Raw genomic sequence first — 25,001 nt, 5'->3', positions numbered from 1 at the left:
AGTGAGCCCCCGCCCGCCCCGCCGCTGCTGAGGTCGCGGCCCTCGCAGGACGCGACCTCAGCAGCGCGGGACCCGCGGAATCGCGGGCTCATGACAGGAGTCATGCATGGAACAGATCCTGCTCTTCGCCCTGCTCGGCCTCGGCCAGGGGGCACTGATCGCCGGCATCGCGCTCGGCGTGGTGGTCACCTACCGGGGCTCGGGCATCATCAACCTGTCCACCGGCGCCGTCGCCATGGCCTCGGCCTATGCCTTCTGGGCCCTGACCACCGGTTTCTTCGGGGTCACGCTGCCCGTGGGGCCCGCTCTCGCCGGCGCCCTCGCCGTAGCGCTCGCCGTCGGGGTGCTGACGGAGGTGGCGGTCTTCAAGCCGCTGCGCACCGTCTCGCCGCTGGCGAAACTCGCGGCCTCCCTCGGCATCCTGCTCACCCTTCAGGCCACCGTCCTGCTGGTCTTCGGGGTCCAGCCGCAGCAGGCACCGAGCATCCTTCCGGCCGGCACCGTCACCGTGCTGGGCGTCACCACACCCTCCGACCGCTTCGTCCTGGCCGGTCTGGTCGTCGTGATCGCGCTGGTCCTCGGGGCCCTGTACCGGTGGAGCCGCTTCGGCCTGGCCACCCGCGCGGCCTCGGAGAACGAACAGGCCGCTCTTCTGGCAGGTCTGTCGCCCAACAGCGTCTCGATGGCGAACACCCTCCTGGCCGCCCTGGTCGCCGGGCTCCTCGGTGTCCTGGCCGCGCCCATCGTCCAGGTCGACTCCATGACGCTGCCCCTCCAGGTGGTCCCGGCCCTGGCCGCCGCCCTCTTCGCCGGGTTCACCTCGCTGTGGATCGCCTGCACCGCGGGCATCCTCATCGGAGTGCTCCAGTCGGTCGTCTACTACCTGTCCACACAGAGCTGGTTCCCGACCGACGACGGCAACGCCATGCCCGGCCTCCAGCAGCTCCTCGTCTTCGCCCTGATGGTCGTCGCCCTGTACGTGCGGGGCGCCGGTCTGCCGCGCCGCGGTGAACTCGTCGAACAGCGACTGCCCGCGGTGCCCCTGCCCGAGCGGCTGCTGCGTCCCGCGTTGATGTCCACCGTGGTCGGCGCCGCCGCACTGATCGTGCTCCCGTTCGACTTCCGCCAGGCACTCACCAACTCGTTGATCGGCATGGTCATCGTCCTGTCCTACGTCGTCATCACCGGCTACGTGGGGCAGATCTCCGTGATGCAGCTCGCGCTCTCCGGAACGGCGGGCTTCGTCCTCTCCCATCTCTCGGTCCGGCTGGGGATCCCGTTCCCGTTCTCCGCCCTCGGCGCGATGGTGCTGGCCACCCTGCTGGGAGTGGCGGCGGGCGTCTCCGCCCTGCGGGTGCGGGGAGTGAGCCTGGCCGTCGTCACCCTGGCCGCGGCCCTGGCCATGGAGCAGGCGCTGTTCAACAACACCTCGTTCGGCGGAACGGCCGGAGTGTCCGTACCCGCGCCGCGTCTGTTCGGGATCGACCTCGGGCCGAAAGCGGACTTCCGCGGCCTGGACGGCAACGAACCCAGCCCCATGTTCGGCTTCCTCGTCCTGGCCGTCACCGTCGCCCTCGGACTGTACGTCGCCCATCTCCGGCGCACCGGACTCGGCCGGCGGATGCTCGCCGTCCGCTCCAACGAGCGCGCCGCCGCGGCAGCCGGTGTCGACGTGCGGGCCGTGAAGATCGCCGCGTTCACCATCAGCTCCTTCATCGCCAGCGCCGCCGGCACCCTCTACGGCTACAACTTCGGCTCGGTCAGCGCCGCCCGGTTCACCGCGCTGGCCGCCCTCGGCCTGATCGGTTTCGCCTACATCGGCGGCATCACCATGGTGTCCGGAGCCGTGATCGCGGGGCTGATGTCCACCGAGGCACTGCTGCCGCACGCGCTGGACAAATGGTTCGGGATCAAGGGGACCTGGGCCCTGCTGTTCGGCGGCGTCTCCCTGATCGTGACGCTGATCGCCAACCCCGACGGCATCGCGGGCGCCGCCCACCGCCGGAAGAGAGCGAAGAGGGCGGCACGCGCCGCGGCCACGACGGGACCACCGGCGGCCGACGCGTCCACCGCCGGTCCCCCGGGGATCCGCCTCGGCCGTACCCCCGCCGACGCCAAGGAGGTCGCACCGTGAACGTGCTCTCTGTCCAGCAGTTGGGCGTCAGCTACGGCGGCGTCCACGCGCTCAGCGATGTCTCCCTGGAGGTCGGCGAGGGCCAACTCGTCGGGCTCATCGGACCCAACGGGGCCGGCAAGACCACCTTCGTGGACGCGGTCACCGGCCTCGTCTCCGCCCGGGGACGGGTGGAACTGGACGGCAAGGACCTGACCGGACGGCCGCCCCATGTACGGGCCCGCCGAGGACTCGCCCGCACCTTCCAGAGCAGCGAACTCTTCGAGGACCTCACGGTCGCGGAGAACCTCCAGGTCACAGCGGACCCTTCGACGTGGTGGACCGCGCTCGGCGAGACCTTCGGACGCCGCCCGGCCCCGAACCCCGCTGTTCCCGAAGCCCTCACGGCCCTGGGACTCGATGACCTGGCCGACGCCTCGGCACACGAACTGTCCCAGGGCAGGCGCAAACTCGTCGGTGTGGCACGGGCCTTGGCGGCCCGGCCCCGCATCATCTGTCTCGACGAACCCGCGGCCGGCCTGGACACGGCGGAGAGCGCCGAACTGGGACGCAGACTGCGCGACGTCGCTGAAGCCGGCACCGCGCTGCTCCTCATCGACCACGACATGAGCCTCGTGATGGGCATCTGCGACCACGTCGTCGTCCTGGAGTTCGGCAAGGTGATCGCCTCCGGGACACCGGCACAGGTCCGCACCGACCCCGCTGTCGTCACCGCCTACCTCGGGGCATCCGCCGTCCAGCCCGCCACCACGCCCGGCACGCCGACGGGTGGCTCCGCCAAGGCCCTGACCAGCACACCGGAGACACCATGAGCACCCCCGTCCTGAAGGTGGCCGGCCTCACCGCCGGATACGACGGAGCCGCCGTCATCCGCGGCATCGACCTCGACGTGGGCGCGGGAGAGGTCGTCGCCCTCCTCGGGGCCAACGGCGCGGGCAAGACCACCACGCTCAAGACGGTCTCCGCGCTGCTGCGCCCCCTGGCCGGCACGGTCACCTTCAACGGGACGGACCTCGGCAGGGTCCCGGCGGCGACCCGCGCCCGCCTCGGCATCGCCCACGTTCCGGAGGGACGAGGCATCTTCTCCGGTCTCACGGTGGCGGAGCACCTGCGTCTCGGTCACCGGGGCGAGCGCCTCGACCAGGCCGCCGCCCAGCGTTACTTCCCCGCCCTGTCCCGCCTCCAGGACCGCAAGGCAGGGCTGCTCTCCGGCGGCGAGCAGCAGATGCTCGCCATGGGACGAGCCCTGGCCCGTGGCCCCAAGCTGCTCCTGCTCGACGAGCTCAGCCTCGGTCTGGCACCCATCATCGTCGAGGAGTTGCTGCCCATCGTCAGGCGCTATGCCGACGACACCGGCTGCGGGGTGCTGCTCGTCGAACAGCACGTCGGCCTCGCCCTCGACATCGCCGACCGCGGCTACGTCCTCTCCCACGGCGAGATCACCGCGCACGCCACCGCCCGGGAACTCCGGGCCGACCAGTCGCGGATCATCGCCGGCTACCTCGGCGAACAGCACGCCTGACCCGGCCGTACCCAAGAGAAGGAGCCCGATGTTCACCTTCGACAGCGAAGACGGCGTCCAGATCCATGTGCACGCGTGGAAACCGGACACGCCCCCGCGAGCCGTCGTCCAGATCGCCCACGGCATGGGCGAGCACGCCGGCCGCTACGCACCGCTCGCGGCAGCACTGACCGCCCAGGGCTACGCCGTCTACGCCAACGATCACCGCGGACACGGGCTGAGCAGGCACGCCGAGCCCGGTCACCTCGGGGACGACGGCTGGAACCGCCTCGTCGGCGACATGGTCACCCTGTCGACGACCATCCGCGAGCGGCACCCCGGCCTGCCGTTGGCGCTGCTCGGACACAGCCTGGGTTCCTTCGCCTCGCAGCAGTACGTCCTCGACCACGCCCATCTGATCGACGCGCTCGCCCTGGCCGGCACCACCGCCGTCGACGCCATGCTCGCGGCCCAGGCGCAGACGGTCGCGGAGGGAGGAGACCCGCTGCTCGCGCTCAACCAGGCGTTCCGGCCCAGCCGCACGCCGTTCGACTGGCTCAGCCGGGACGAAGCGGCCGTCGACGCCTACCTCGCGGACCCGATGTGCGGCTTCAGCCTCGACGCCCGGGGCATGGCCGACATCGCCCTCGCCTCGGCGTCCCTCGCCCGGCCCCGGGGCGTCCCGGCGGATCTGCCCGTCTGTGTCCTGGTCGGGGATCACGACCCGCTGAACGCCGATCTCTCCCTCAGCAACCTGCTGGTCGACCGCTATGGCGAGGCCGGCCTCACCGAGGTGACCTACCTCATCTATCCCGCGGCCCGCCACGAGCTGTTCCACGAGACCAACAGACGGGAGATCGTCAGCGACCTCCTGGCCTGGCTGAACCGCACCCTCGCCCCCTCGGTGTCAGCTCCAGGGCTCCACGAGAACGAAGGAGCGGCTGGCCCGGTACGCGGCCGTGCCCTCGGAAGGGTCGAGCCACAGCTGGAGGTCGTCCCGGTGGCGGAGGTAGCGGCCGGGGTAGTTGTAGGACTCCAGGGAGACCGAACCGGCCGTGGCACCCGAACGGGGGCAGAAGGTGGCGTCCTTGCGGAAGATGGCGGATCCGTCGTCGGTGTCCAGCCTGACGCGGAAGGCGTAGTGCCGCAGATACCTGCCCGCGGCGTCCCTGAGTGAGGAGCAGCGGGGGTCGGCCAGGCCGGGCACGAAGGTGAAGGTGGCCGCCTGTCGGGTGGCCGCGGAGCTGGTGGCGCCGACCGGGGCCAGGATGCCGAGTCGGCCGGACTGGCTCACGTAGTCACCGGGGTGGTCGACCGACCGCAGCGCATGCCGCCCCGCGAACCGCGTCCCAACGGTCGTCGCCGGGGCCGATGACGGTGGCCGTGTCGATGTCGATGATGTCGGCGCCGATGTCGGTGTCGGTGTCGGTGAGGCGGACGTTCTCGGGGACGGAGGCGCGGACGAGGCGGCGGGCGACAGCGGGGCCGCGACGGCGGGCCGCGGGGTCGGCTCGTCGGGTCCCGCGGCCGTGTACCAGGCCACTCCGGCGGCCGTGAGCGTGACGGCACCCGCGGCCGCCGTCGCCACGGGCTTGGCGGCGAGCCGGCCGATCGTCCGCGCGGTACGGCTCGCACCGCTCACCGTACGCGTGCCCGCGCCGACGGTCGCCTCGGCCGAGCCCGCCCCCAGCACCCTGGCCAGTACCAGGCCGGTCAGGCCGGCCGGCACCGGCACCAGCGCGAGGCCGGCCAGCAGCCCCTCCGCCGGTATCAGGTCGGACGAGTTCGACAGGCACCGCGGACAGTCTCGGACATGGCGTGCCAGCCGTTTGCGCCACAGCCCGGACGGCCGCCCGTCCCACGAGGCGAGCACGGCGGACAGGTCCGGGCAGCGCGGCGAGGCCGTCACGGCTCGTACGACGGTGCGCGCCGTCTCCAGCCGTTCCTTGACCCGCTGGACGCGGACCGCGGCATGCTGCGGTGTGAGACCGCAGGCCTCCGAGAGCTCGCCGCGGGTCAGTTCGCCGACGCTCTCCATCCACCACAGCGCGAGTACCTCGCGTTCCTCCTCCTCCAGCCAGCGGGTCGCCTCCACCGCCTCACGCCGCTGACCCGACAGCGCGAGCCGAAGGATCGCCAGGTCGGAGAAGTCGGCCCGCGGGTCCGACTCGTGCTCGTTCCCCTCCAGCGGTTCCGCGGTGAGCGGGGTACGTCCTCCGCGCCACCGGTCACGGATCTGTCGCACGGTGATGGCGACGAGCCAGGACCGGAACCGGTCCGGTTGCCTCAGTCCGGGCAACCCGTCCAGGACCCGCATCATCGTCTCCTGGACCACGTCGTCGACGTCGCTGTGCCCGTCCAGCGCCCGCCCGACGATGTTGTAGACCAACGGCAGACAGTCCTGTACCAGCTGCTCCGTGGCCTGCCGGTTGCCCGCCCGCGCCGCCGTGACGACGGCGGCGTCCGGCCGCTCCTGCCTGTCCTGCGAGCGCACCGCGCCCCACCTGTCCCGTCACCCTGCCGATGTGCCGAGGCGCCAGTGTGCCAGGAGTGATTCCAGAGGGTTTCGCGTGGGTCGCTTCTCAGCTGCCGCCGGCGTCAACGCGGCTCAGCCACCACCGCCTGGCCGCCGGAGAAGGCCAGGGCCATCGCGGCCCGCCCCGTCCTTTCCGTTATGCGCGACGCGCCGGCGCGTCTCCTGTGTGTACGGACCCCCGCGCACCACGGTTCTTGTCCTGTCCCTTGACACTCAGTCTTACCCACCTCTAACTTTTCGCCGAATTCACGAACAATGTCCGGCATTTCGAACCAAACGCGTACTCGCCGGATGCCTTTCGCCTGTCCCGGCACCCGCAGAAAGACGGGAAACGCACATGCGCACGCTTCTCTCGCGGCTGGCGGCGGTACTGGTCGCCGCCTGCCTGCTCCTCACCTCGCAATCCCTGGCCGCACCCGAGCGGGCGGCCGCCGCCGAACCGGGCTATCTGATGACGCACTTCATCGGGGAGGGCTCCAACGGCCAGCAGATCTACTTCTCGTACAGCACGGACGGCCTGAACTGGTCCGACCTGAACGGCGGCGGAATAGCCCTTCGCTCCACGGTCGGCACGAAGGGAGTGCGCGACCCCGCACTGGTGCGGTCCCCCGACGGCAGCAAGTACTGGATCATCGCGACCGACCTGTGCATCTCCTGCGGGCAGAACTGGAGTCAGTCCATCAACGACGGCAGCCGCAACCTCGTGGTGTGGGAGTCGACGGACCTGATCAACTGGTCGGAGCCGTGGCTGCTGAACGTGGCCGGCGCGATCCCCGACGGGCGCAACGCGTGGGCGCCGGAGGCGATCTGGGACCCCGCGACCAACAACTACGTCCTGTACTGGGCGACGAACGTGCCCCAGAACGGCGCGACGAAGCACCGCATCTTCTACGCCCGGACCAGCGACTTCCGCACCATCACCACCCCGCAGATCTACATCGACCGCCCCGGCACCCAGGAACTCATCGACACCCAGATCGTCGAGATGCCGGCCGGTGTCGGCAACTACCGCTACGTGCGGGCCTCCGGTGACGGCCAGATCACCCTCGAAGGCAGCAACTCGATCCTCGGGACGTGGACCAACCTCGGCAACCTCTCCGGCATCGGACTGACCGGCGCCCAGGTCGAGGGCCCGATGTGGATGAAGTTCCGCGACCGCAACGAGTGGGCGCTCTACCTCGACCAGTACTCCTCCGGACGCGGCTACATGCCGGTCACCTCGACCAACCCCTCCGTCCCCGGCACCTACCAGCTGCCGGCGTCGGGCAGCTACAACATGGGCGTCAACAAGAAGCGGCACGGCTCGATCCTGAACCTCACGGCCGCCGAGGACACCCGTGTCCTCGCCCGCTGGACCGACACCCCGGCCAAGCGGCTCCAGTCGTTCAACTTCCAGGACCGGTACGTGCGGCACGCCAACTTCGACGTGCGCATCGACCAGAACATCACCGGTCCGGACGCCCAGTTCCGGATCCGGCCCGGCCTGGCCGGCACCGGCACCGTCTCCTTCGAGTCGGTGAACTACCGCGGCTACTTCCTGCGGCACGCCAACAACGACTTCCAGCTGGTCCGCAACGACGGCACCGCCCAGTTCGCCGCCGACGCCACCTTCAACCAGGTCGCCGGCCTCGCCGACTCCACCTGGTCCTCCTTCCAGTCCTACAACCACCCGGACCGGTACATCCGCCACTACGCCTACTACCTGAAGCTCGACCCGATCACCACGGCGACGGGACGCGCCGACGCCACCTTCCGCGTGACGAACTGACCCGACACCGACACCGACACCGACAGGGACGCCGGCGCCTCCAGGAGAGCGCCGGCGTCGCCTTTCCTCTGCCTCTGCCTCTGTCTCTAGAAAGGGAAGTGCTGTGATCCTTCGCCATCTCAAGCCGTGGCTGGCCGGCGCCCTGGCCCTGCTCACCGCGCTGGTCTGCGCACAGGGCCCCGCGTCCGCGGCGGACGGCCGCCCCTATACGAACCCGCTGAAGTCGGTGAAGGGCGCCGACCCCTGGCTGGAGTACTACGACGGCAACTACTACCTGGTCACCACGACGTTCACCGGCGTCCTGGGCATGCGCAAGTCGCCCACCCTCGCCGGCCTCGCGACCGCTCCCAGCGTGCAGATCTGGTCGGACACCACGCCCAGCCGCAACTCCAACATCTGGGCGCCGGAGATCCACTTCTCCGACGGCCACTGGTACCTGTACTACTCCGCCGGGCAGAGCGGCACCTCGTGCTGCGGGGCGAACGGCACCCAGCGCACACACGTCCTGGAGAGCACCGGCACGGACCCGATGGGCCCCTACACGTACAAGTCGATGATCACGGGTGCCAACCTCTACCCGACCAACTGGCTGATCGACGCGAGCGTCCTGCGGGTGAACGGTCGCAGTTACCTGGTCGGCAGCGGCAGAACGAACAGCAGCACGCCGCCCAGCCTGGTCATCGCCCCGATGACCAACCCGTACACCGTCTCCGGGAACTGGACGGTCATCTCCACGCCGACCCTCAGCTGGGAGACCCACAAGGCAGCCATCAACGAAGGCCCGGAGGCGTTGCAGCGTGACGGCCGCACCTTCCTCATCTACGCGGCGAGCGCCTGCGACACCCCCGACTACCAGCTCGGCCAGCTGGAACTGACCGGCAGCGACCCGCTCGACCCCGCCGCCTGGACGAAGAAGCCGACACCGGTCTTCAGCCGCGACGACGCGGCGAGCGTCTACGCCCCGGGCCACAACGGGTTCTTCACCTCGCCCGACGGCACCGAGAACTGGATCGTCTACCACGCGAACGACGCGGCGAGCGACGGCTGTGACAACGGCCGGACGACCCGTGCGCAGAAGTTCACCTGGAACGCGGACGGCACCCCCAACTTCGGTACGCCCGTCGCCCTCGGCACCACCCTCGCCGGCCCCTCCGGTGAGACGGCGACGACCCCGAACGCGTACACCCTCGTCAACCGCAACAGCGGCAAGTGCCTGGACGTCGCGAGCGGCAACGCGGCCGACGGCACCAACATCCTCCAGTGGACCTGCAACGGCGGCGCCAACCAGAAGTGGCGGGTCGAGGACCTGGGCAACGACACCAACCGGCTGGTGAACGTCGCCACCGGCAAGGTCATGGACACCGCGAGCTGCGGGACGGCCGACGGCACCGACATCCGGCAGTGGTCCTGGCTGAACAACAACTGCCAGAAGTACCGCCTGGTGTACACGGCCACCGGTGACTACGTCCGCATCGTCAACGAGAACAGCGGCAAGGTCGCCGACGTCGCCAACTGCGGCACCGCCAACGGCACGGACGTCCGCCAGTGGACCTGGCTGAACAACAACTGCCAGCAGTGGCGGCTGGTACCGACCACCTGACCACCACCTCAGCATCCGTGTTCCTGCGTCGGGCCACCCGGTGAGGCGCGCCCGGGACGACCGTACGTGGCGGGATACTTCCCCCATGAGCCCTTCCCCTGCCGCGCCGATGCCGGGACGCAGGGGCGCGCACTTTCGGGTGCTCGTCGTCTGCACGGGAAATCTGCACCGCTCCCCACTGGCCGAGCGCCTGCTGACGGCCCGGCTCGCCGCGTCTCCAGGAACATCGGGGAGTTTCCGGGTGAGCAGCGCCGGCACCGCGGCCACGGCGGGAACCCCCATGGATCCGGCGGCGGCAACCCTCCTCGTCGAGTTGGGCGGGGATCCCCGCGGCGCGCTCGCTCGCCGGTTGACCGCACCACTGGTGGAGGACGCCGACCTGGTGCTGGGTGCTGCCACGGAGCACCGCGAGGCGGCCGTGCGACTGTCTCCACCGTGGGCCCTGCGGCGGGCTTTCACCTTGCGCGAGTTCGGCCGGTTGCTGAGGCCGGGGGACGCCGCGGGTGCGACGGACCCTGCCGAGCGAGCCGCAGCGCTGGTCAGGGGCGCCGCGGCCCGGCGTGGAACTGACGGCAACGGTGCGGACGACGATGACGTGGCTGATCCCTACGGTGCCCCCCTGTGGGTGGCCCGGGAGACCGCGGCACGCATCGCCGAGCCGGTGGAGCGGATCGCCGCAGCTGTCCTGGGCCTTCGCCATGACGATGAGCACCTCACGCTCGAATCCCGAGCCTGAGGGATCCCCGGGACGGCAAGGCGACCGGGTGCCACGAGCGTGGAGGAAGCCGAGCGGTCAGTCACCACACGCCGGGTACGGCCGCACCGCGGCTCGCAAGGGCCGCACCATCGGCTGGCGCAGCAGCGACGGAGGAACGCTTGAGCGACTCTCCAGCAGGCGCAACTCCAGGGAGCGGGTGGAACCTGCGGGCAGCTCCAGGTCAAGGGTGTAGACCGGGCGACCGCGCTCGGCAGCTTGGTTCACCATGACCGGTCGGCCGTCCAGAGCCGCCTTGGCCAGCCTCGCCCCCTTGGTCGCGTAGTACGAAACCAGCAGGCGGTTGTCGCCGGGCCGTGTCCGGTAGGAAGGGGTGTCCACTCGCTGGGTGACATACGGGGGGAGTCCCGAGGCCGGTGCCCTGTTGGTGAGGTCCACGGTCACGGTGACCTCACGACCGGCCGCGACGCACCGGCCAGGAGCCCACTCCAGACGCCGGTCCAGGTAGTAGTCCAGCTTGGTGCCGGCCGCGTTGTTGACGACCAGCCCGGCGAGCGGGTCGGCGGTGTCGGGCAGCGCACCGCCGAACGGGCGTCGCCGGAGTTCACGCTGCTCAGATGGGTGAGCACTCCACATCTTGACCCGGCCCGACCTCAGCTGCCCGCTCAGGGCGGCGAACAACGCGGGCCGTCGCGGCGGATCGTTCGCGACGTCCAGCAGCCTCCCCGCGACGGCGCCGGCCACATTGAGGAAGAAAGCCTTGCGCTCCCGAGTGTCCGGGTAGGCCGCGTAGCTGCTGCGCTCGGTGAGATCCACGACATTGGCAGCGGTGATCGCGGTGCCGTCGGGCAGACGGGCGGGTCCTGATGCGGTGAGCAGCCCTGCCAGAGCGCTGGGATCGAGGGCGAAGGCTCCGTCCACCTTCTGCCCTGTGTGATCCTCCCATGCGGCCGTCCAGATGCGGGCGGCGTACGGGAAGTGCGGGCTGAGGTTGGAGTTGACCCAGGTGGTAGTGGGGGCGTTGTGCCCGTGCGACGCGGCGTACTCGTCGCCCAGGTCGACCGCCGCGACGGCGTCCGCCATCTCGGTGTCGTTGCCGAAGTATTCGAACGCCAGGCGGCCCCGGTCCGCGCCGAGGACCGCGAACGCTCCGGGCAGCCCGCCGGTGCCACGCGCCTCGGCCGTGTTCTCGAACACCACCACATACCGCCGTGGGCTCCGCTCTCCCAGCATGGACGGCAGCACACGCGTCGCCGCGGCGACGTCGCCCGCGGCAGGGACGATCCGGTCGAGTTTCCGGGCAAGCTGGGCTCGGGCACGGTCGACGGCGGGCAGCCAGGTGTCGCGAGGCAACTCGTCGACCTCGCGACGCACATCGGAGGCGCTGCGCGAGGCCTGGTCGAGAGCCGGAGCGGCGCGGCGGAGCGCGGGGAGGCTCAGGTGACCACCGTCTTCTGCCGTGTCGGCGGTGACTCGGGTGGCGATGTCCGCCATCGGGGAGAGCACATCGCGGGTCAACCGCTCAGCGGCCTCCGCGGCCCCGCGCACGGTGCGGACGGGACCACCGAGTACAGGCACGTGCGCGGCCGCGTACCAGGCCGGACCAGTGGTGAGACCGTGTGCTCGCGCAGCATGTGCGGCTGCCGCGCGTACGGCGGCGTCGGCCTTCTGCTTCACCGGTACGGCACTTCCCGTGGACCCGTCCGCGAGGGGACCTGCCGCGATCTGTTGCCGCAGCGAGTTCAAGGCCCGTTGAGAGGCCAGCAGCTCGTCATGGGCGAGCATGCCGGTGACGGCGATCCACCCGGCGCCGGCCAGAGGCAGGCCCGTGAGGACGGCCACGAGCAGCCTGGCCCGACGGTGACGGACCCATCGGACCAGGCTGTCGGCAATGTGCGGTTCGGTGGACTTCCCGAGGTGCGGCATGCGCATGCTGCAGGCCGGCTCAGCCCTGTTCGGTGCGAGTGTGACGGCGTCGTACGACCGTGACCGCCTTGACGGCGATGGCGGCCAGCCCGGCAGCCCCACCCACCAGCGCCCAGTTCGTACCCGACCCGGTATCCGCCGGCCCCGTGCCGCCACTCACGTGACTGGTCGCGTCGTAGCCGGCCAGAGCCTGCTGACTCGTCGTCCCGACGGAGCCGGGCTGCTCCCCGGCGGCACCGGTTCTCAGGGCGAGGGTCTTTCCGTTGCCGGCGACCTTGACGGTGCCCGGCAGTCCTTCGGCGCCGCCTTCCAAGAGGAGGCTCGCCCCGTCCGCGCTTCGCTCCCGAGGGCCGTGCCCGTTCCCGTTCCCGTGCCCGTGCCCGTGCCCGTTCTTCGCCGTCACCGTCAGGGGCGCGGAGACGCTTCCCGACTCCTCGCCGGTGAGCGTGAACAGGTAGGGTCCGGGAGGAGTCTTCTTGGGCACCTTGAAGCACCCGAACACCGCGCCTCTCGCGTTGGCCCGGTACCTCGTGTCCCGCTCCCTGCACTTGCCCCCGCCGCCTTCACCGCCCCCGCTGCGGAACGATCCTCTGAGGGTGGTCGAGAACTGCGGGACGAGCGCTGCGGTGACCACCTCGCGGGGCTCGAACCCCTCTGCGACGAAGTAGACCACTCCACCCGCGGGCACCGTGGCAGTGCTCAACTCCGGCGGGTAGGGCTGGTAGACACTCGTGGGCGCGTCGGCATACGCGGCCTGCGCGGTCGCCAGCGGTACGACGGCAACGAAAGTGGCGGCTGTGGCAGCCAGGGCGGCCCGCCACGACGAGGACTTGATCATCTTTTTACCAATCTCCCAGCTGATCTCATGTCCGGATGGCGGCGCCGCCAATAAATACCCACATCCTTCTCTATGGCTGTATTCACTCCTGAATTAGCGCGAGACGCCTCAAGTTCCCCCCTATGGCGCAACCCAAGATCCTCGCGGCCACACCGGCTGCGGGAGCGGCTCGGCACCGACGGTGTCAGTACGCACCCTCGCCGCGCAGTACGACAGGCAGCGTCCTCGCAAGGATGACGAGGTCCTTCCGGATCGACCAGGTGTCGACGTATTCCAGGTCCAGGCGCAGGGCGTCCTCCCATGCGAGGTCGGACCGGCCACTGATCTGCCACAAGCCGGTGAGCCCCGGCCGGACCAGCAGGCGACGCCGGGCCTCCCCGGTGAACACCGAGTCCTCGACCGGCAACGGCCGAGGACCGACCAACGACATCTGTCCCATCAGCACGTTGAGCAGTTGCGGCAGCTCGTCCAGGGAGTAACGACGCAGCCAACGCCCCACAGGGGTGACACGAGGGTCCTCGCGAATCTTGAACAGCTGCCCGTCGGCTTCGTTCCGGTCGGCCAGCGCCACCCGCAATCCCTCGGAGCCGACCTGCATGGTGCGCAGCTTGAGGAGCTTGAACTCCTTGCCGCACCAACCCGTGCGCCGCTGACAGAACAATGCGGGCCCCGGAGTGTCCGCCCTCACGGCGACGACGGCCGCGAGGAGCACCGGCGCCGCCAGCACGAGCAGCGCTACGGCCCCCACCATGTCGATGGCCCGTTTGGCCACCGGCCCCGCCCATCGCCACAGGCGGCACGCGTTCGAACAGCGGCGAGCCGTCTCCGCAGCGGGTAACGACATTTCGCGCCCCTCCTCCTGGTGCGACAGACGAGTGAAAGGTGCTGCACCGCGAGGTGTTTCCACACACTTGTCGTCTCATTCGGCTCACGCCTGGCTAATAGATAGAAACACGACATCTGCCCGATTTTCGACAATGACACTGCGGCCGCCCCGTCCACCAGCTCGGACAGGGCCTACCGAGAGGACCTTCATGCGAGCGGTAGTAACGGGTGGCGCCGGGTTCGTCGGCTCTCACCTGTGTGAGCGACTGCTCCACGCGGGCCACGACGTGGTCTGCGTGGACAACTTCATGACATCCAGCGCCGACAACATCGAACATCTCATGGGCGAGCGACACTTCCGGTTCTGCCGCTGGGACGTCACTCAGGGGCTGGACGTGCCGGGGCCGGTGGACGCTGTTTTCCACCTGGCCTCCCCCGCCTCACCCGCGGACTACCTGAGACTGCCCCTGCAGACACTCCGTGTGGGCTCGGCCGGAACCTGGCACGCCCTGGACCTTGCCGCCGCGAAGCATGCTCGATTCCTGCTGGCCTCCACCTCCGAGTCGTACGGCGACCCCCTGATCCACCCTCAGCCAGAGGACTACTGGGGCCACGTCAACCCGGTCGGCCCCCGGTCGGTGTACGACGAAGCCAAACGCTTCGGCGAGGCGCTGACCATGGCGTACCGCAGGAGCCGCGGCGTCGACGCCAAGATCGTGCGCATCTTCAACACCTTCGGCCCGCGGATGCGCCTGGACGACGGGCGGGCCATCCCCACCTTCATTCGTCAGGCGCTGCGCGGAGAGCCGATCACCGTCACCGGCGACGGGAGTCAGACCCGATCCCTGTGTTATGTCGACGATGTGGTCGACGGGTTGATGCGGATGCTCGCCAGCAGCCACGGAGGGCCGGTCAACCTGGGCAATCCACACGAGGTCTCCATGCTCGAACTGGCCCAGTGGATCAGCAAACTCACCCGGTCCGGCTCGGACGTCACGCTGGTCCCCCGCCCTGAGGACGATCCGAGAATGCGGCGCCCGGACATCACCTTGGCCCGCGAACTCCTGGGATGGGAGCCCACGACCCCGGTGGAACGCGGCCTGTGCGACACCATCACCGACTTCCGACGCCGTCTGCCCTTCTCCGAGTTCGCCGAGCGCGACAACAAAGCCGCCGCACTCCCGCTGAGCACCGAAGCCGCTTCCGCATGACCGCCCCACCAAGCTCACGAACGACCGGACCGACGTCGCCCGCGCCCGTGGTCGAGTGCCTGGGGGTGCCCATCACCGCGCACACCCGCGAGAACGCGGCCCGCCACGTCGTGGGCCTCGTCCATCGGATCCACGCGGCACGCCATGGAGGCACCGGCGGACCGGACGCCCTCGGAGTCCCTCCTGGCAGTGATGTCCATCTGGCCAACGCGTACACGCTCGCCCTCGCGGACCGGGACCCCGAGCTGCACGGCATTCTGCGCTCGGCCTCTCTCAACCTCCCCGACGGACAGCCGGTCGTATGGGCCAACCAACTGCTCCACCGTGGTGCCACCCTGCCGAGCACTCGCGTCTACGGCCCCGACCTCCTGCTGGACGTCTTCGCCCTCACCGAGCACACCGAACTGAACCACTACCTACTGGGCTCCACGCCCCAGGTGCTGGACGCGCTGCACCGGGAACTGCGACAGCGTTGCCCGGGGACGCGGATCGTCGGCACCAGTTCCCCGCCCTTCCGGCCGCTGTCCCCCCAGGAACTGCGCCAGCAGGTGGAGGACATTCGCTCCGCCGCAGCGGACATCGTCTGGGTGGGACTCGGCACCCCCAAGCAGGACCGCTGGGCCGCCGACCTGTGTGCCGCACTTCCCGTGGTGGCCGTAGCCGTGGGCGCCGCCTTCGACTTCATCGCCGGCGCCAAGCGGCAGGCACCGCCCTGGATGCAGCGCAACGGAATGGAATGGCTGTTCCGTCTGGGATGCGAGCCACGCCGGCTGTGGCGGCGGTACCTGTTCGGCAACGCGCGTTTCGTACGCGGCGTGGTACGCCAAGCGAGCCGCCCCCTGCGCACCGCCGACAGTGCGGTGCGCCCCGCGGCCGATAGCCTGAATCGGGGCCAACTCATCGGCCAGGTCCCAGAGACTCCCCGTGAGGTTCCTAGGGTACGGCCATGACGATCACGCCGGCGAAACCCTCGATGCGGGAGCTGCAAGAGCGCGAACACGGAATCGGGCATGACTACGCAAAAGGCTCCCCGCATATCCGCCACCACACCATTCGGGACCGGCTGATCGGAAACCTGCATGCCCTGGTACAGGGAGTCATCGGCCGGAATGGGCAGTGCCGAGTGCTCGAACTGGGAGCCGGGCACGGCACCTTCACCGACCACCTTGTGGCTGCGGGCGCTCAGGTCACGTTGACGGAGATGAGCGAACCGAGCGTCCGCCTTCTCCAGAGCCGGTTCCGGCGCAATCCGAACGTCACCGTGCTGTACGACAAGGACGGCACCGCGGCCTGCCAGGCCGGGCCCGTCGACGCCGTCGTATGCATCTCCGTCCTGCACCACATCCCGGACTACCTGGGCACCGTCGCACAGCTCATCGATCAGATCGTTCCCGGCGGCGCGTTCCTCAGCGCCCAGGATCCCCTGTGGTACCCCCGCCGCTCCCGGCTGTCCATGAGCCTGGACCGCAACGCCTACTTCCTCTGGAGACTCGGACAGGGCCAACTTCGCCGCGGTCTCGCCACTCGCCTGCGCCGATGGCGCGGCGTCTACGACGAGGCGAACGAGGCCGACATGGTCGAGTACCACGTCGTCCGCGACGGCGTGGACGAGGATGCCCTGCACGACCTGCTCGACCCGGCCTTCCAGGAGGTGGAGGTCAAGCGGTACTGGTCCACCCAGTCGGGACTGTTGCAGGCCGCCGGAGAACGGTGCTTCCCGGCGACGACCTTCGGCCTCGTCGCCGAAAACCGCCTGTGAGCCGCCCATCGCGCTTGATCGGCGACACGGATGCCGAGGATGGCCGAGTGAACGAGACAGCTCACCTCCGGGCCGACGGTCCACCCGGGCGTCCCGCGACCTACCGCGTGGCGCTGGTGCACAGCTTCTATTCTTCGCACCAGCCCAGTGGTGAAAACACAGTCGTGCTCGACCAAGCGGAGGCGCTGCGCGCAGCCGGACACGAGGTGACCATCGTCGCCGCGCACACCGACGCGTTGCAGGCTGAGCCGGGGTACAGCGTGCGAGCTGCGATCCGAGTCGCAACCGGCCACGGCCGGTCGCCCCTGGCGGAGCTCAAGCGATTTGCCCCTGATGTCATCCATGTCCACAACCTGTTCCCCAACTTCGGCACCAGCTGGCTGGAGCGCTGGCCTGGCGCCCTCGTCGCCACCGTGCACAACTACCGTCCGGCATGCGCGGCCGGGACGCTCTTCCGTGACGGCAGGATGTGCACCGCATGTCCCGACGGCGACCGATGGGCAGGGCTACGGCACGGCTGCTATCGCGCCGCACGCAGCGCCACCCTCCCCCTGGCATGGGCCGGCCGTAGAGGTCCGGCGATGCATCCCGTGCTGCGTCGCGCCCACCGATTGGTGGTGCTCTCCGAATACAGCCGGGACTTCTATCTCGGCTTCGGTTTCCCGCCCCGAAAGCTCGCCCTGGTGCCCAACTTCGTCGACGCTTCAGGAGCCGCCTGCACCACGGACTCCACCACGGACTCCACCGTGGAAGAGTCGGCGACGCCCTGGGTGTTCGCCGGCCGCCTCAGCCAGGAGAAGGGCATCGTTCCGCTGCTGCAGAGCTGGCCGGAGAATGAACCGCTCGACGTGATCGGGTCCGGCCCGTTGGAGTCGGCGTGCAGAGCAGCCGCACCCGAAGGGGTTCGGCTCGTCGGCGCGCTCTCACGTCAGCAGCTCCGGGGCCTGCTGCCCCGCTATACCGGCCTGATCTTCCCCAGTGTCTGTCCCGAGATGGCACCCGTCGTCTACCAGGAGGCCCTGGCCGCCGGGTTGCCGGTGCTGGCCCTGGCCGGGTCGGCCGCGGCGGACAGTGTGCTTCGCCACGGCACGGGTGCCGTCTACAACCGCGCCGGCGAGCTGCCGCACGCGCTCGCTGCCGCACACAAGCACTTTCCCGCGTTGCGCGAGCACTGCCGGAGGGTGCACGCCGAGCTATACGCCGCACCGTCCTGGGCGGCCACCATGGCCTCCGTCTACGCACAGGCCATCGAGTGTGCCGCAGGTCGGCGCGGCACTGACATCTCGGAGGCGGCGTGCTGAGCAGAAGTGGCTCCCGGCGACGCGTCGTCGTCGTGCAGTCGTATGTGCCCAAGTATCGGGCCACCTTCTTCCAGCACGTGCAGACCTGCCTCGGTGCCGAAGGTGTCGCCCTGGAAGTACTGCACGGCCCTCCCCTGCCGGGTCATGAAGCCCGGCGGGACACAACGGCCTGCACCTGCACGGTGCAGGTGCCCGCCCGAAGGCTGCCCGCGCCTCGTGGGCGATACCTGATGTGGCATCAGGTACAGCGTCGAGCGGGTTCTGCCGACGCGGTCGTGGTGGAACAGGCGCTGCACAATCTGGAGACGTATCCGCTTCTGCTGAAGCAGTTGATCGGGCGACCGGCGGGGCGCGCTCCCCGGGTCGCCTTCTGGGGTCATGGCCGGACCTATACCAGGCCCGCCGGCCGTCTGGGTTCCTCGATCAAGGACACGCTGACTCGGCACGGCGCGTGGTTCTTCGCCTATACGGAGAGCGGAGCCGCTCACGTGGCATCGCGCGGTTTTCCCCGGGCCCGAATCACCGTGGTGCGCAACTCCACCGACACCGGGGAACTGGTCGCCGACCGCGAGCGCGCCGAGCAGCCGGGGACGGCCGAGCATGCGGAAGCGGAGGCACTACGGCAGCGGTACGGCCTGGTCCCCGGGCGTACCGCACTGTTCCTGGGCGGACTGGACAGGCCGAAACGAATCCCCTTCCTGCTCGACTCCGTCAGCCGGATCGCCGATCAACTGCCTGGGTTTCGCCTACTGGTGGCCGGGGACGGCATCGAGCAGAGGCTGGTGGCCGAGGCCGCCTCCCGCCCGGGAAGCCCCGTGGTCACGGTGGGCCGCGCGACCGGGCGGAGCGCGGCCCTGCTCGGAGCGGTCAGCGATGTCATGCTGATGCCTGGAAGGGTCGGCCTGTGCGCCGTCGACTCGTTCGCCCTGCGTACCCCGATCATCACAACCGACTGGCGTTGGCACGCACCGGAGTTCGAGTACCTGGTCGACGGCCGCAATGCCGCGATCACACCGGACCATCCGGCTGCCTTCGCCGCAGCCGCAGCCGGGTTGATGCACGACCCCGCCCGTCTGGCGTCGCTCAGCGCGGCCTGCGCGACGGATGCCGCCGACTACACGGCCGAGGGCATGGCCACGCGGTTCTGCGACGGACTGCTGCGGCTGATCAGCAGACGATGATCCCGTCCAACCGACTCACGACTCACGACGCACGACGCATCGATTTCCCCGAGGTTCTGGCCTTCCACAGCCTGCTGTCACCGTTCGTGGTGGTTTGGCCGCGGGTCGGCGCCGGGCGCTCCGTACCACGTGGTCGGCCAAGGCTGAACTCGCTGAACAGCCGTACCGCGGGATCCTCGCGGACAGTCCCCCACCCAGACAGGAGCATGTCGTGACACCTAGCAGGTCCGCCGGACAGACCGTGCGCACCATGCCGCTCATCGGGCCGGCGGTCGACGCCGTCCACCGTTCGGCCAGACGGCGGCTCTTCCCGGGGTCGCTCACCTACTGGGAGCAGCGCTACGCAAAGGGAGGCACGTCGGGCCCTGGGTCGCAGGATGCGCTCGCCCGGTTCAAGGCCGAGGTGCTCAACCGGTTCGTCGCCGAGAACGGCGTGACATCGGTCGTCGAGTTCGGCTGCGGGGACGGCCGCCAGCTCGAACTCGCCGAATACCCCCGCTACCTCGGTCTCGATGTGTCCCCGGCAGGACTTCGGTGCGCCGTCGCCCGGTTCGCCGGGGACTCCACCAAGAGCTTCCTGACGTTCAGTCCGAGGCTGTTCTCGGACCCCGCCGGTTTCGTGCGGGCGGACCTGGCGCTGTCGCTGGACGTCATCTACCACTTGGTCGAGGATGACCTCTACGACCTGCATCTGTCGCAGGTGTTCGGGGCTGCCGGACGGTTCGTGGTGCTCTACACGAGCGACTCGGACACCCTCGCCGCGCAGGGGCATGTCCCGCCGCATGTGCGCCACCGCCCGGTGGCGCGGGACGTGGTGGAGCGGTTTCCCCGGTGGCGGCTCCGCGAGAGGGTCGGGAACCGGTACCCCTGCACCGACTCGACCAGGCCCGACACCTCGTTCGCGGACTTCCTCGTCTACGAGGTGCGGGACTAGGGCCCTTGGACCCCGGACCTGGAGAGGGCCGGTCGCGCGCTGTGTCAGGTGCGGCCGGTACGCACTTGCAGTGCGCCCAGGGCCCGGCCGGCGCCCTTGGCCGCCGGCCACCAGCACGCCTGAAGGGCACCCGCCACGGGCCCGAGGTGGCGGCTCATGACCTGGCGGCGCTCACCGTACGGCTCGGGATTCGTCGCCGTCAGGGTGTCGGGGTGGGAGCGGTAGCAGGCCAGCGGACGCGGAAGATAGCGCAGCCTTCCGTACTCCCGCAGCCGTAGATGAAGGTCGAAGTCCATGGTGTAGCGCAATGACGGATCGAGCATGCCGACCTGCCGTACGGCGGCCCGCCGGTACAAGGAGCCTGGCTGCCAGACGAAGTTCACGCCGTACGGGAGCAGCCAGGGGGCAAGCCTCCCGGGGCGCATGGTGTACAGGTCGTTCCCGCTGGAGTCGATGACGCCCACCTTGCCGTACACCATGGCGGCGGAGGGGGTTCGTTCGAGTTCTCCCACCGCCGCTGACAGGGAACCCTCGGTGAGGAGGTCGTCGTCTCCCAGCCAGCCGAGGTAGTCGGTGTCGGCGTCCGTCCAGCCCTGGTTGACCGCGTTGCTGAGGCCACGGCCGCTTTCCGCGGCGTATCGGCACGGATGGCTCCGTACGAGTTCACGCAGTGCGGGGGAGGGCGCCGCCGGTCCGACGATCACCACCTCGGCCGGTTCGTCCTGGCGGCCGATCGAGGCCAGGCACTGTTCCAGATAGGTCAGGCGTCCGCCCGTGGTCGGCACCACCAGGCGAACACGTGGTCTGCGGTGTGTCATCAGTAGCTCACTTCCTCGTCTCGACCGCGAGCAGACCATGGGCGGACAGCAGTCCACGGAGCCGGGCGCCCTGGACCAGGAGGTCGAATCTGTCGACCGCCATGCTCCGCGCCGCCAGGCCCATGTCGTGTGCGATCGAGTCATCCGTCAGCACGGTGTCCAGGGCCTCCGCGAGCCGCCGGACGTCTCGTTGTGGGACGACCAGGCCGGTCGTGCCGTGGACGACGGTCTCCGGGAGACCACCCGTGTCGAACACGACCGCCGGCCGTCCGTGGGCGGCGGCTTCACAGGCGACCAGGCCCAGTCCTTCCGACACGCCCGTGGAGATCTCCACACTGGGCATGCACACCACACGGTGGCGTTTCATCAGCTCCAAGACGGTGCGATGCGGCAGTCCGCCGCCGAGGAAACGCACCACCGCCCCGGGTGGCAGCCGATCGGCCTGGCGCTGGAGGCCGGCTCGCTGCGGGCCGTCCCCGACGACGGTCACCTCCACCCGCCGGGACTGCGCGAGCGTGTCCACGGCCCGCAGCAGCAGGTCGCATCCCTTGTTCTCCACGAGGCGCCCGACGAACAGCACACCGGAACGGTCCGCGGCGCTGCCCAGGTCGGCGCCGTCCGGAATCGGCACCCCGAGGTGGTGGACGGCGACCCGTGACGGTGCGGCGCCGGCCCGGACCAGACGCTCCCCGAGGAACCGTGACACCGGCAGAAAGAGCTGCACGGTCTCCAGCAGGCGCGACCAGTTGGCGGCCAGTTGCCGCATACCTCGGGACCCGGGCGGGACGGTTCCTCCGATACTCAGCAGGTCGGAGCCGTGACACATGGCCGCGAGCGGAATGCCGCCCCCCTCGGCGAGGCGGGCGACCCGCCAGGCGTTCTGCAGGTGATGGGCGATCAGCAGGTCGGGACGGAAAGCCCGTACGGCCGACTCCAGCCGGGGTGCCCGGCGTACGGACTTCCACACGAGCGCCTCGGCGGATCCGAGCGTCCGGTCGCGCCCGAGGACGAAGGTCCGCCCGGGCACCTCCATTCCCGGCACATGGTCCACGCCGAAAAGTGCCGTCTCGATGCCGCTCATCGCCCGGAGCTGATGGGCGACGAAGGTCTCCGAACGCGGCAGCACCCACTCGGAGTACCAGGCGACTCGCTGCGCCACGTCAACTCTCCGTTCCGTCGGGCCGGTTGGGATGGCCGACGGCGAGGACCACACTCCACGCGATCCCGAGCACGATCTCGTACCCGGGGGCCCAGGGGGAGAAGAAGAAGTCCCAGGTCAGCAGGAGCGTCATGAAGACGGCCAGAGGGTAGAGGAGTTGGTCGCGCGACTGCCATCTGCGCAACACCGTCCGGTAGAGCATGAGCAGGATGAAGAGCCAGGGCAGAAAGCCGAGGACACCGCCGCGAATCCAGGAAGCGAGGGCGAGGGAATGGGAATTGGTGCCGTTGTCGAAAAGCCGGCGCTGCTGCCCGAGGGAGATGTTCACGCCACGCTCGTACAGTTCCATGACGACGTCCTGCCGCTCCTGGGGCGACACGACCACGTCGGCGCCACGGCCGAGCAGGGGCTGTTCGGTGATGAGTTCCGCGGACATCATCATCTCGGGGCGGCTCGCCACCAGATAGCCGCCCTGGACCTGTGACTGGTAGTGCTGTTTGTCGTACTGCTCCTGGCCCAGCCAGCCTCGTTCGACGACGACTGAGTAGGCGGTGGCGCAGAGCCATAGGGCGAACAGACATACGCAGGCAGTCAGCGCCGCCCGGCCGATGGTGAGTCTTCGGTCCGGCCGCCGGGCGATCAGCACCGCCAGGGCCACCGCGCAGATCGCCGCGAGACTGCGGAATCCGAGGAACAGATGGAGGGCCGCCAGACCGGCCACCAGCAGCAGGGCCGCGACCGGGTGCCCCCTGCGGCGAAGGGTACCGACGGCGGCGAAGCAGATGATGGTGGACGGGACTCCCAGCCCGTATTTCCATGGGTCCTGCTCAAAGTACCCGGTCGGAGAGATGGTGAGGAACACGCAGTAGGCGGCGGAGGCGAGCACGGCGAGGCCCGCGACGCGGGAGGTGGAGCCATGAGCGAGACGTGACAGGACGAAGGCACCCACGCCCACCAGGGTCGGGAAGACGAGAGCGTTGAGCACCGCCTCTACGACGGGAACGTCCGCACACAGGCTCGACGCCACCTGACCGGCGAACCAGAGGACCAGGAGGAGCGCCAGGACCCGGTTCTCCCGGCGGGCCATGATCCAGCGTTGGAGGCCCGGCAGCGTCACGGCCGCGACCGCCACCAGGCCCGACACCGACAGATGAGTGCCCGGAAGCGTGAAGCGCACCGCAGCCATGCCCGTACCGACGACGGTGGCCAGCGGGGGGATCGGCGGGAACGGCGCACGCCGTTCAGGAAGGGGAGTCTCCTGCTTCCGATGGTTCCCGGGGTGGAATTCGGGCGCCGGCCGGTCCGCCGCAGGGCCCGCAGACGGTTGCGCCATGGTTCTCCTTCTGGATCAGGATCCTGGACTTCTCAGAGGCCGGTTCGGCGGGCGCACGCGGGGTTCGGTCCGTGTGCAGGCGGGAGCGCACCATTCGGCGCCCCGGAAGGTAGATGCATCCGACGAGAGCGATGAAGGACGCGAGGGGCGGACCGGACGCACCGATCTCCCGACTCAGGACGATCGTCAGTGCCGTACTCACCACCGCCGCGGCGCAGCAGCAGACCGCCAGTCTTCGCAGCCCCGGGGGATCGGTCAGCAGCATCGCGTTCGGGTAGTTGCACGCATGGCCGAGGAGCAGCAGAGCGAAGGCGACGAACAGGCCCGTGTTCACCTCGATCCGATCCGACATCAGCCAGGGGACGACCAGCGGACCGAAGCCGACCAGGGCCGCCCCCATGCCGAGGCCCACGAGCGCGAAGAATGCCGTCACTCGCTTCAGGTCGGCCGGGGTGACCGCTCCCTCGGATCCCCGGCGGCGCGCGTACGCGCCCCACAGGGCCAGTCCCATCATGCCGACGGCGCCGAACAGGGGGCCGTACAGCTGGGCCGCGGCGGAGTACGCCGCGACGCTGACCGGGCCGGCGACATGGCTGAGGACGACCCGGTCGCAGGAGTAGGCGACCGATGAGGCCAGTACCACCACCGTCATGGGTCCGGCGAAGTGCCAGACGCGGGCACTCGGACGGCCGGGCCATGCGCTGAGGACGACGTCCCGAAGGAGAGGGAGGCCGAGGACGCGGCCCGCCATCACGAGGGAGGCGGCGCCTGCCAGTCCCATTCCGACGAAGCCCGCGACGCAGTACGCCGCCGTCGGGCCATGCAACTGCGCCGCGAGCGCGGTGACCGCCAACGCTGCGGCACTTCCGCCGGCTTGCAGCAGCAGGGCCAGGTGATTCAGGTTCAGCGCCGCGAGTACCCGGCCGCCGAGCCCGAACGGCAGCCCGAGGCCGAACACACAGAAGGCGACGACCGCGGCCGCGTTGGCCTCGGCACTCTCCCGCACACCGAGCAGCGCGGGCCAGGCTCCGAAGATGCCCAGCCCTGTGCTGACCGCCACGACCAGCAGACCGAGGAGGAACAGGTTGCGGGCGCTGGTGGTGATCGTCCGGCGCGCGGCCTCGATCCCGAGGCTGTCCCGCCGCCCGCACGCGTCCATGACGGCCGCGCCCATCCCCAGGTCCCCGACGGGAAGCAGCTGAGGAAGCGTCACGACCAGGGAGAACAGCGCGTAACCGGCCACGCCGGTCTCGTCCACGACGATACGGGCCGAGATGATGCCGGCGGCGCCTGTCAGCGGAAGGGTCACCAGCCGGACCACCAGGGAGGCGGACGCCAGGCCGACATAGGAGGTGTCCCCTGTCTCCCCGGCAGGGCGCACCAGCCGCTTCGCCAGGCCGATCCGCACCCTGGGCCGACGCTCAGCCATGCCCGGAAGCGCGTCTGAAATCGCACATTTTTG

20 protein-coding genes and 1 pseudogene are annotated in these 25,001 nt (G+C 69.8%); 13 read left to right on the top strand and 8 right to left on the bottom strand.

Annotated features, from left to right (window positions below):
• Positions 1-106 precede the first annotated feature (106 nt).
• The 4 genes and pseudogenes from AOK15_RS20935 to AOK15_RS42410 form a co-directional block, all read left to right on the top strand.
• On the top strand, positions 107-2,134 hold the full coding sequence (locus AOK15_RS20935) for a branched-chain amino acid ABC transporter permease (protein ID WP_055519118.1): 2,028 nt from the start codon (positions 107-109) through the stop codon (positions 2,132-2,134).
• The gene (locus AOK15_RS20930; RefSeq protein ID WP_055519116.1) at positions 2,131-2,946 is read left to right on the top strand and encodes an ABC transporter ATP-binding protein; all 816 of its coding nucleotides are present in this window, start codon (positions 2,131-2,133) and stop codon (positions 2,944-2,946) included. The genes AOK15_RS20935 and AOK15_RS20930 overlap by 4 nt, the downstream gene beginning before the upstream one ends.
• Complete coding sequence (locus AOK15_RS20925) at positions 2,943-3,656, top strand: ABC transporter ATP-binding protein (protein ID WP_055519114.1); 714 nt, start codon at positions 2,943-2,945, stop codon at positions 3,654-3,656. Before AOK15_RS20930 ends, AOK15_RS20925 begins: the two co-directional genes overlap by 4 nt.
• A 28-nt stretch (positions 3,657-3,684) precedes the next feature.
• Positions 3,685-4,470 (top strand): annotated as a pseudogene (locus AOK15_RS42410) (alpha/beta fold hydrolase); the annotation flags it as partial.
• A gap of 72 nt (positions 4,471-4,542) precedes the next feature.
• Here the strand turns inward: AOK15_RS42410 and AOK15_RS20915 are convergent.
• Positions 4,543-6,129 (bottom strand): sigma-70 family RNA polymerase sigma factor, encoded by a 1,587-nt coding sequence (locus tag AOK15_RS20915; protein ID WP_055519109.1) that lies wholly within the window; start codon positions 6,127-6,129, stop codon positions 4,543-4,545.
• A gap of 379 nt (positions 6,130-6,508) precedes the next feature.
• Between AOK15_RS20915 and AOK15_RS20910 the strand changes: the two genes are divergently transcribed.
• From AOK15_RS20910 to AOK15_RS20900, 3 genes are all read left to right on the top strand, one after another.
• Positions 6,509-7,939, top strand: coding sequence for a glycoside hydrolase family 43 protein (locus AOK15_RS20910; RefSeq protein WP_055519107.1), 1,431 nt, complete (start codon positions 6,509-6,511; stop codon positions 7,937-7,939).
• A gap of 106 nt (positions 7,940-8,045) precedes the next feature.
• Positions 8,046-9,539 (top strand): family 43 glycosylhydrolase, encoded by a 1,494-nt coding sequence (locus tag AOK15_RS20905; protein ID WP_420876935.1) that lies wholly within the window; start codon positions 8,046-8,048, stop codon positions 9,537-9,539.
• Positions 9,540-9,624: 85 nt separating this feature from the next.
• Positions 9,625-10,275, top strand: coding sequence for an arsenate reductase/protein-tyrosine-phosphatase family protein (locus AOK15_RS20900; RefSeq protein ID WP_063799018.1), 651 nt, complete (start codon positions 9,625-9,627; stop codon positions 10,273-10,275).
• A gap of 57 nt (positions 10,276-10,332) precedes the next feature.
• On the opposite strand, the gene AOK15_RS20895 is transcribed toward AOK15_RS20900, so the two are convergent.
• From AOK15_RS20895 to AOK15_RS20885, 3 genes are all read right to left on the bottom strand, one after another.
• Positions 10,333-12,180, bottom strand: a complete 1,848-nt coding sequence (locus AOK15_RS20895) for a DUF4012 domain-containing protein (RefSeq protein WP_055519132.1) — start codon at positions 12,178-12,180, stop codon at positions 10,333-10,335.
• 19 nt (positions 12,181-12,199) lie between these two features.
• Complete coding sequence (locus AOK15_RS20890; protein ID WP_055519099.1) at positions 12,200-13,018, bottom strand: hypothetical protein; 819 nt, start codon at positions 13,016-13,018, stop codon at positions 12,200-12,202.
• Positions 13,019-13,202: 184 nt separating this feature from the next.
• A complete protein-coding gene (locus AOK15_RS20885; RefSeq protein WP_079058600.1) occupies positions 13,203-13,862 on the bottom strand; it encodes a sugar transferase in 660 nt (219 codons plus the stop codon).
• 190 nt (positions 13,863-14,052) lie between these two features.
• Here AOK15_RS20885 and AOK15_RS20880 point away from each other — a divergent pair, with 190 nt between their 5' ends.
• The 6 genes from AOK15_RS20880 to AOK15_RS20855 all read left to right on the top strand — a co-directional run bounded on the left by AOK15_RS20880 (position 14,053) and on the right by AOK15_RS20855 (position 20,229).
• A complete protein-coding gene (locus tag AOK15_RS20880; RefSeq protein ID WP_055519096.1) occupies positions 14,053-15,054 on the top strand; it encodes a UDP-glucuronic acid decarboxylase family protein in 1,002 nt (333 codons plus the stop codon).
• Positions 15,055-15,119: 65 nt separating this feature from the next.
• On the top strand, positions 15,120-16,004 hold the full coding sequence (locus tag AOK15_RS20875) for a WecB/TagA/CpsF family glycosyltransferase (protein WP_240508524.1): 885 nt from the start codon (positions 15,120-15,122) through the stop codon (positions 16,002-16,004).
• A 173-nt stretch (positions 16,005-16,177) separates the two neighbouring features.
• Positions 16,178-16,813: a class I SAM-dependent methyltransferase gene (locus AOK15_RS20870; protein WP_055519092.1), complete on the top strand. Its 636-nt coding sequence runs from the start codon at positions 16,178-16,180 to the stop codon at positions 16,811-16,813.
• Positions 16,814-16,860: 47 nt separating this feature from the next.
• The gene (locus AOK15_RS20865; protein WP_240508523.1) at positions 16,861-18,114 is read left to right on the top strand and encodes a glycosyltransferase family 4 protein; all 1,254 of its coding nucleotides are present in this window, start codon (positions 16,861-16,863) and stop codon (positions 18,112-18,114) included.
• Between the two features lie 182 nt (positions 18,115-18,296).
• Complete coding sequence (locus AOK15_RS20860) at positions 18,297-19,295, top strand: glycosyltransferase (RefSeq protein WP_240508522.1); 999 nt, start codon at positions 18,297-18,299, stop codon at positions 19,293-19,295.
• Positions 19,296-19,506: 211 nt separating this feature from the next.
• Positions 19,507-20,229: a class I SAM-dependent methyltransferase gene (locus AOK15_RS20855; RefSeq protein WP_240508521.1), complete on the top strand. Its 723-nt coding sequence runs from the start codon at positions 19,507-19,509 to the stop codon at positions 20,227-20,229.
• 44 nt (positions 20,230-20,273) lie between these two features.
• Here AOK15_RS20855 and AOK15_RS20850 read toward each other — a convergent pair whose 3' ends face one another.
• The 4 genes from AOK15_RS20850 to AOK15_RS20835 are packed head-to-tail and all read right to left on the bottom strand — an operon-like array spanning position 20,274 to position 24,968.
• Positions 20,274-21,047 carry a glycosyltransferase gene (locus AOK15_RS20850; RefSeq protein ID WP_240508520.1) on the bottom strand — a complete coding sequence of 258 codons (774 nt, stop codon included), beginning with the start codon at positions 21,045-21,047 and terminating at the stop codon, positions 20,274-20,276.
• A 7-nt stretch (positions 21,048-21,054) separates the two neighbouring features.
• A complete protein-coding gene (locus AOK15_RS20845; protein ID WP_055519086.1) occupies positions 21,055-22,206 on the bottom strand; it encodes a glycosyltransferase in 1,152 nt (383 codons plus the stop codon).
• A gap of 1 nt (position 22,207) precedes the next feature.
• The gene (locus AOK15_RS20840) at positions 22,208-23,392 is read right to left on the bottom strand and encodes a ubiquitin family protein (RefSeq protein ID WP_055519084.1); all 1,185 of its coding nucleotides are present in this window, start codon (positions 23,390-23,392) and stop codon (positions 22,208-22,210) included.
• A 55-nt stretch (positions 23,393-23,447) separates the two neighbouring features.
• Positions 23,448-24,968 carry a polysaccharide biosynthesis protein gene (locus AOK15_RS20835; RefSeq protein ID WP_055519082.1) on the bottom strand — a complete coding sequence of 507 codons (1,521 nt, stop codon included), beginning with the start codon at positions 24,966-24,968 and terminating at the stop codon, positions 23,448-23,450.
• Positions 24,969-25,001 lie beyond the last annotated feature (33 nt).

Origin of the sequence: Streptomyces ossamyceticus (genome assembly GCF_001418475.1) — a bacterium.
GTDB classification, from domain to species: domain Bacteria; phylum Actinomycetota; class Actinomycetes; order Streptomycetales; family Streptomycetaceae; genus Streptomyces; species Streptomyces ossamyceticus.
The sequence above is the reverse complement of the archived record's forward strand: the minus strand, read 5'-3'. Positions and strand labels throughout refer to the sequence as shown.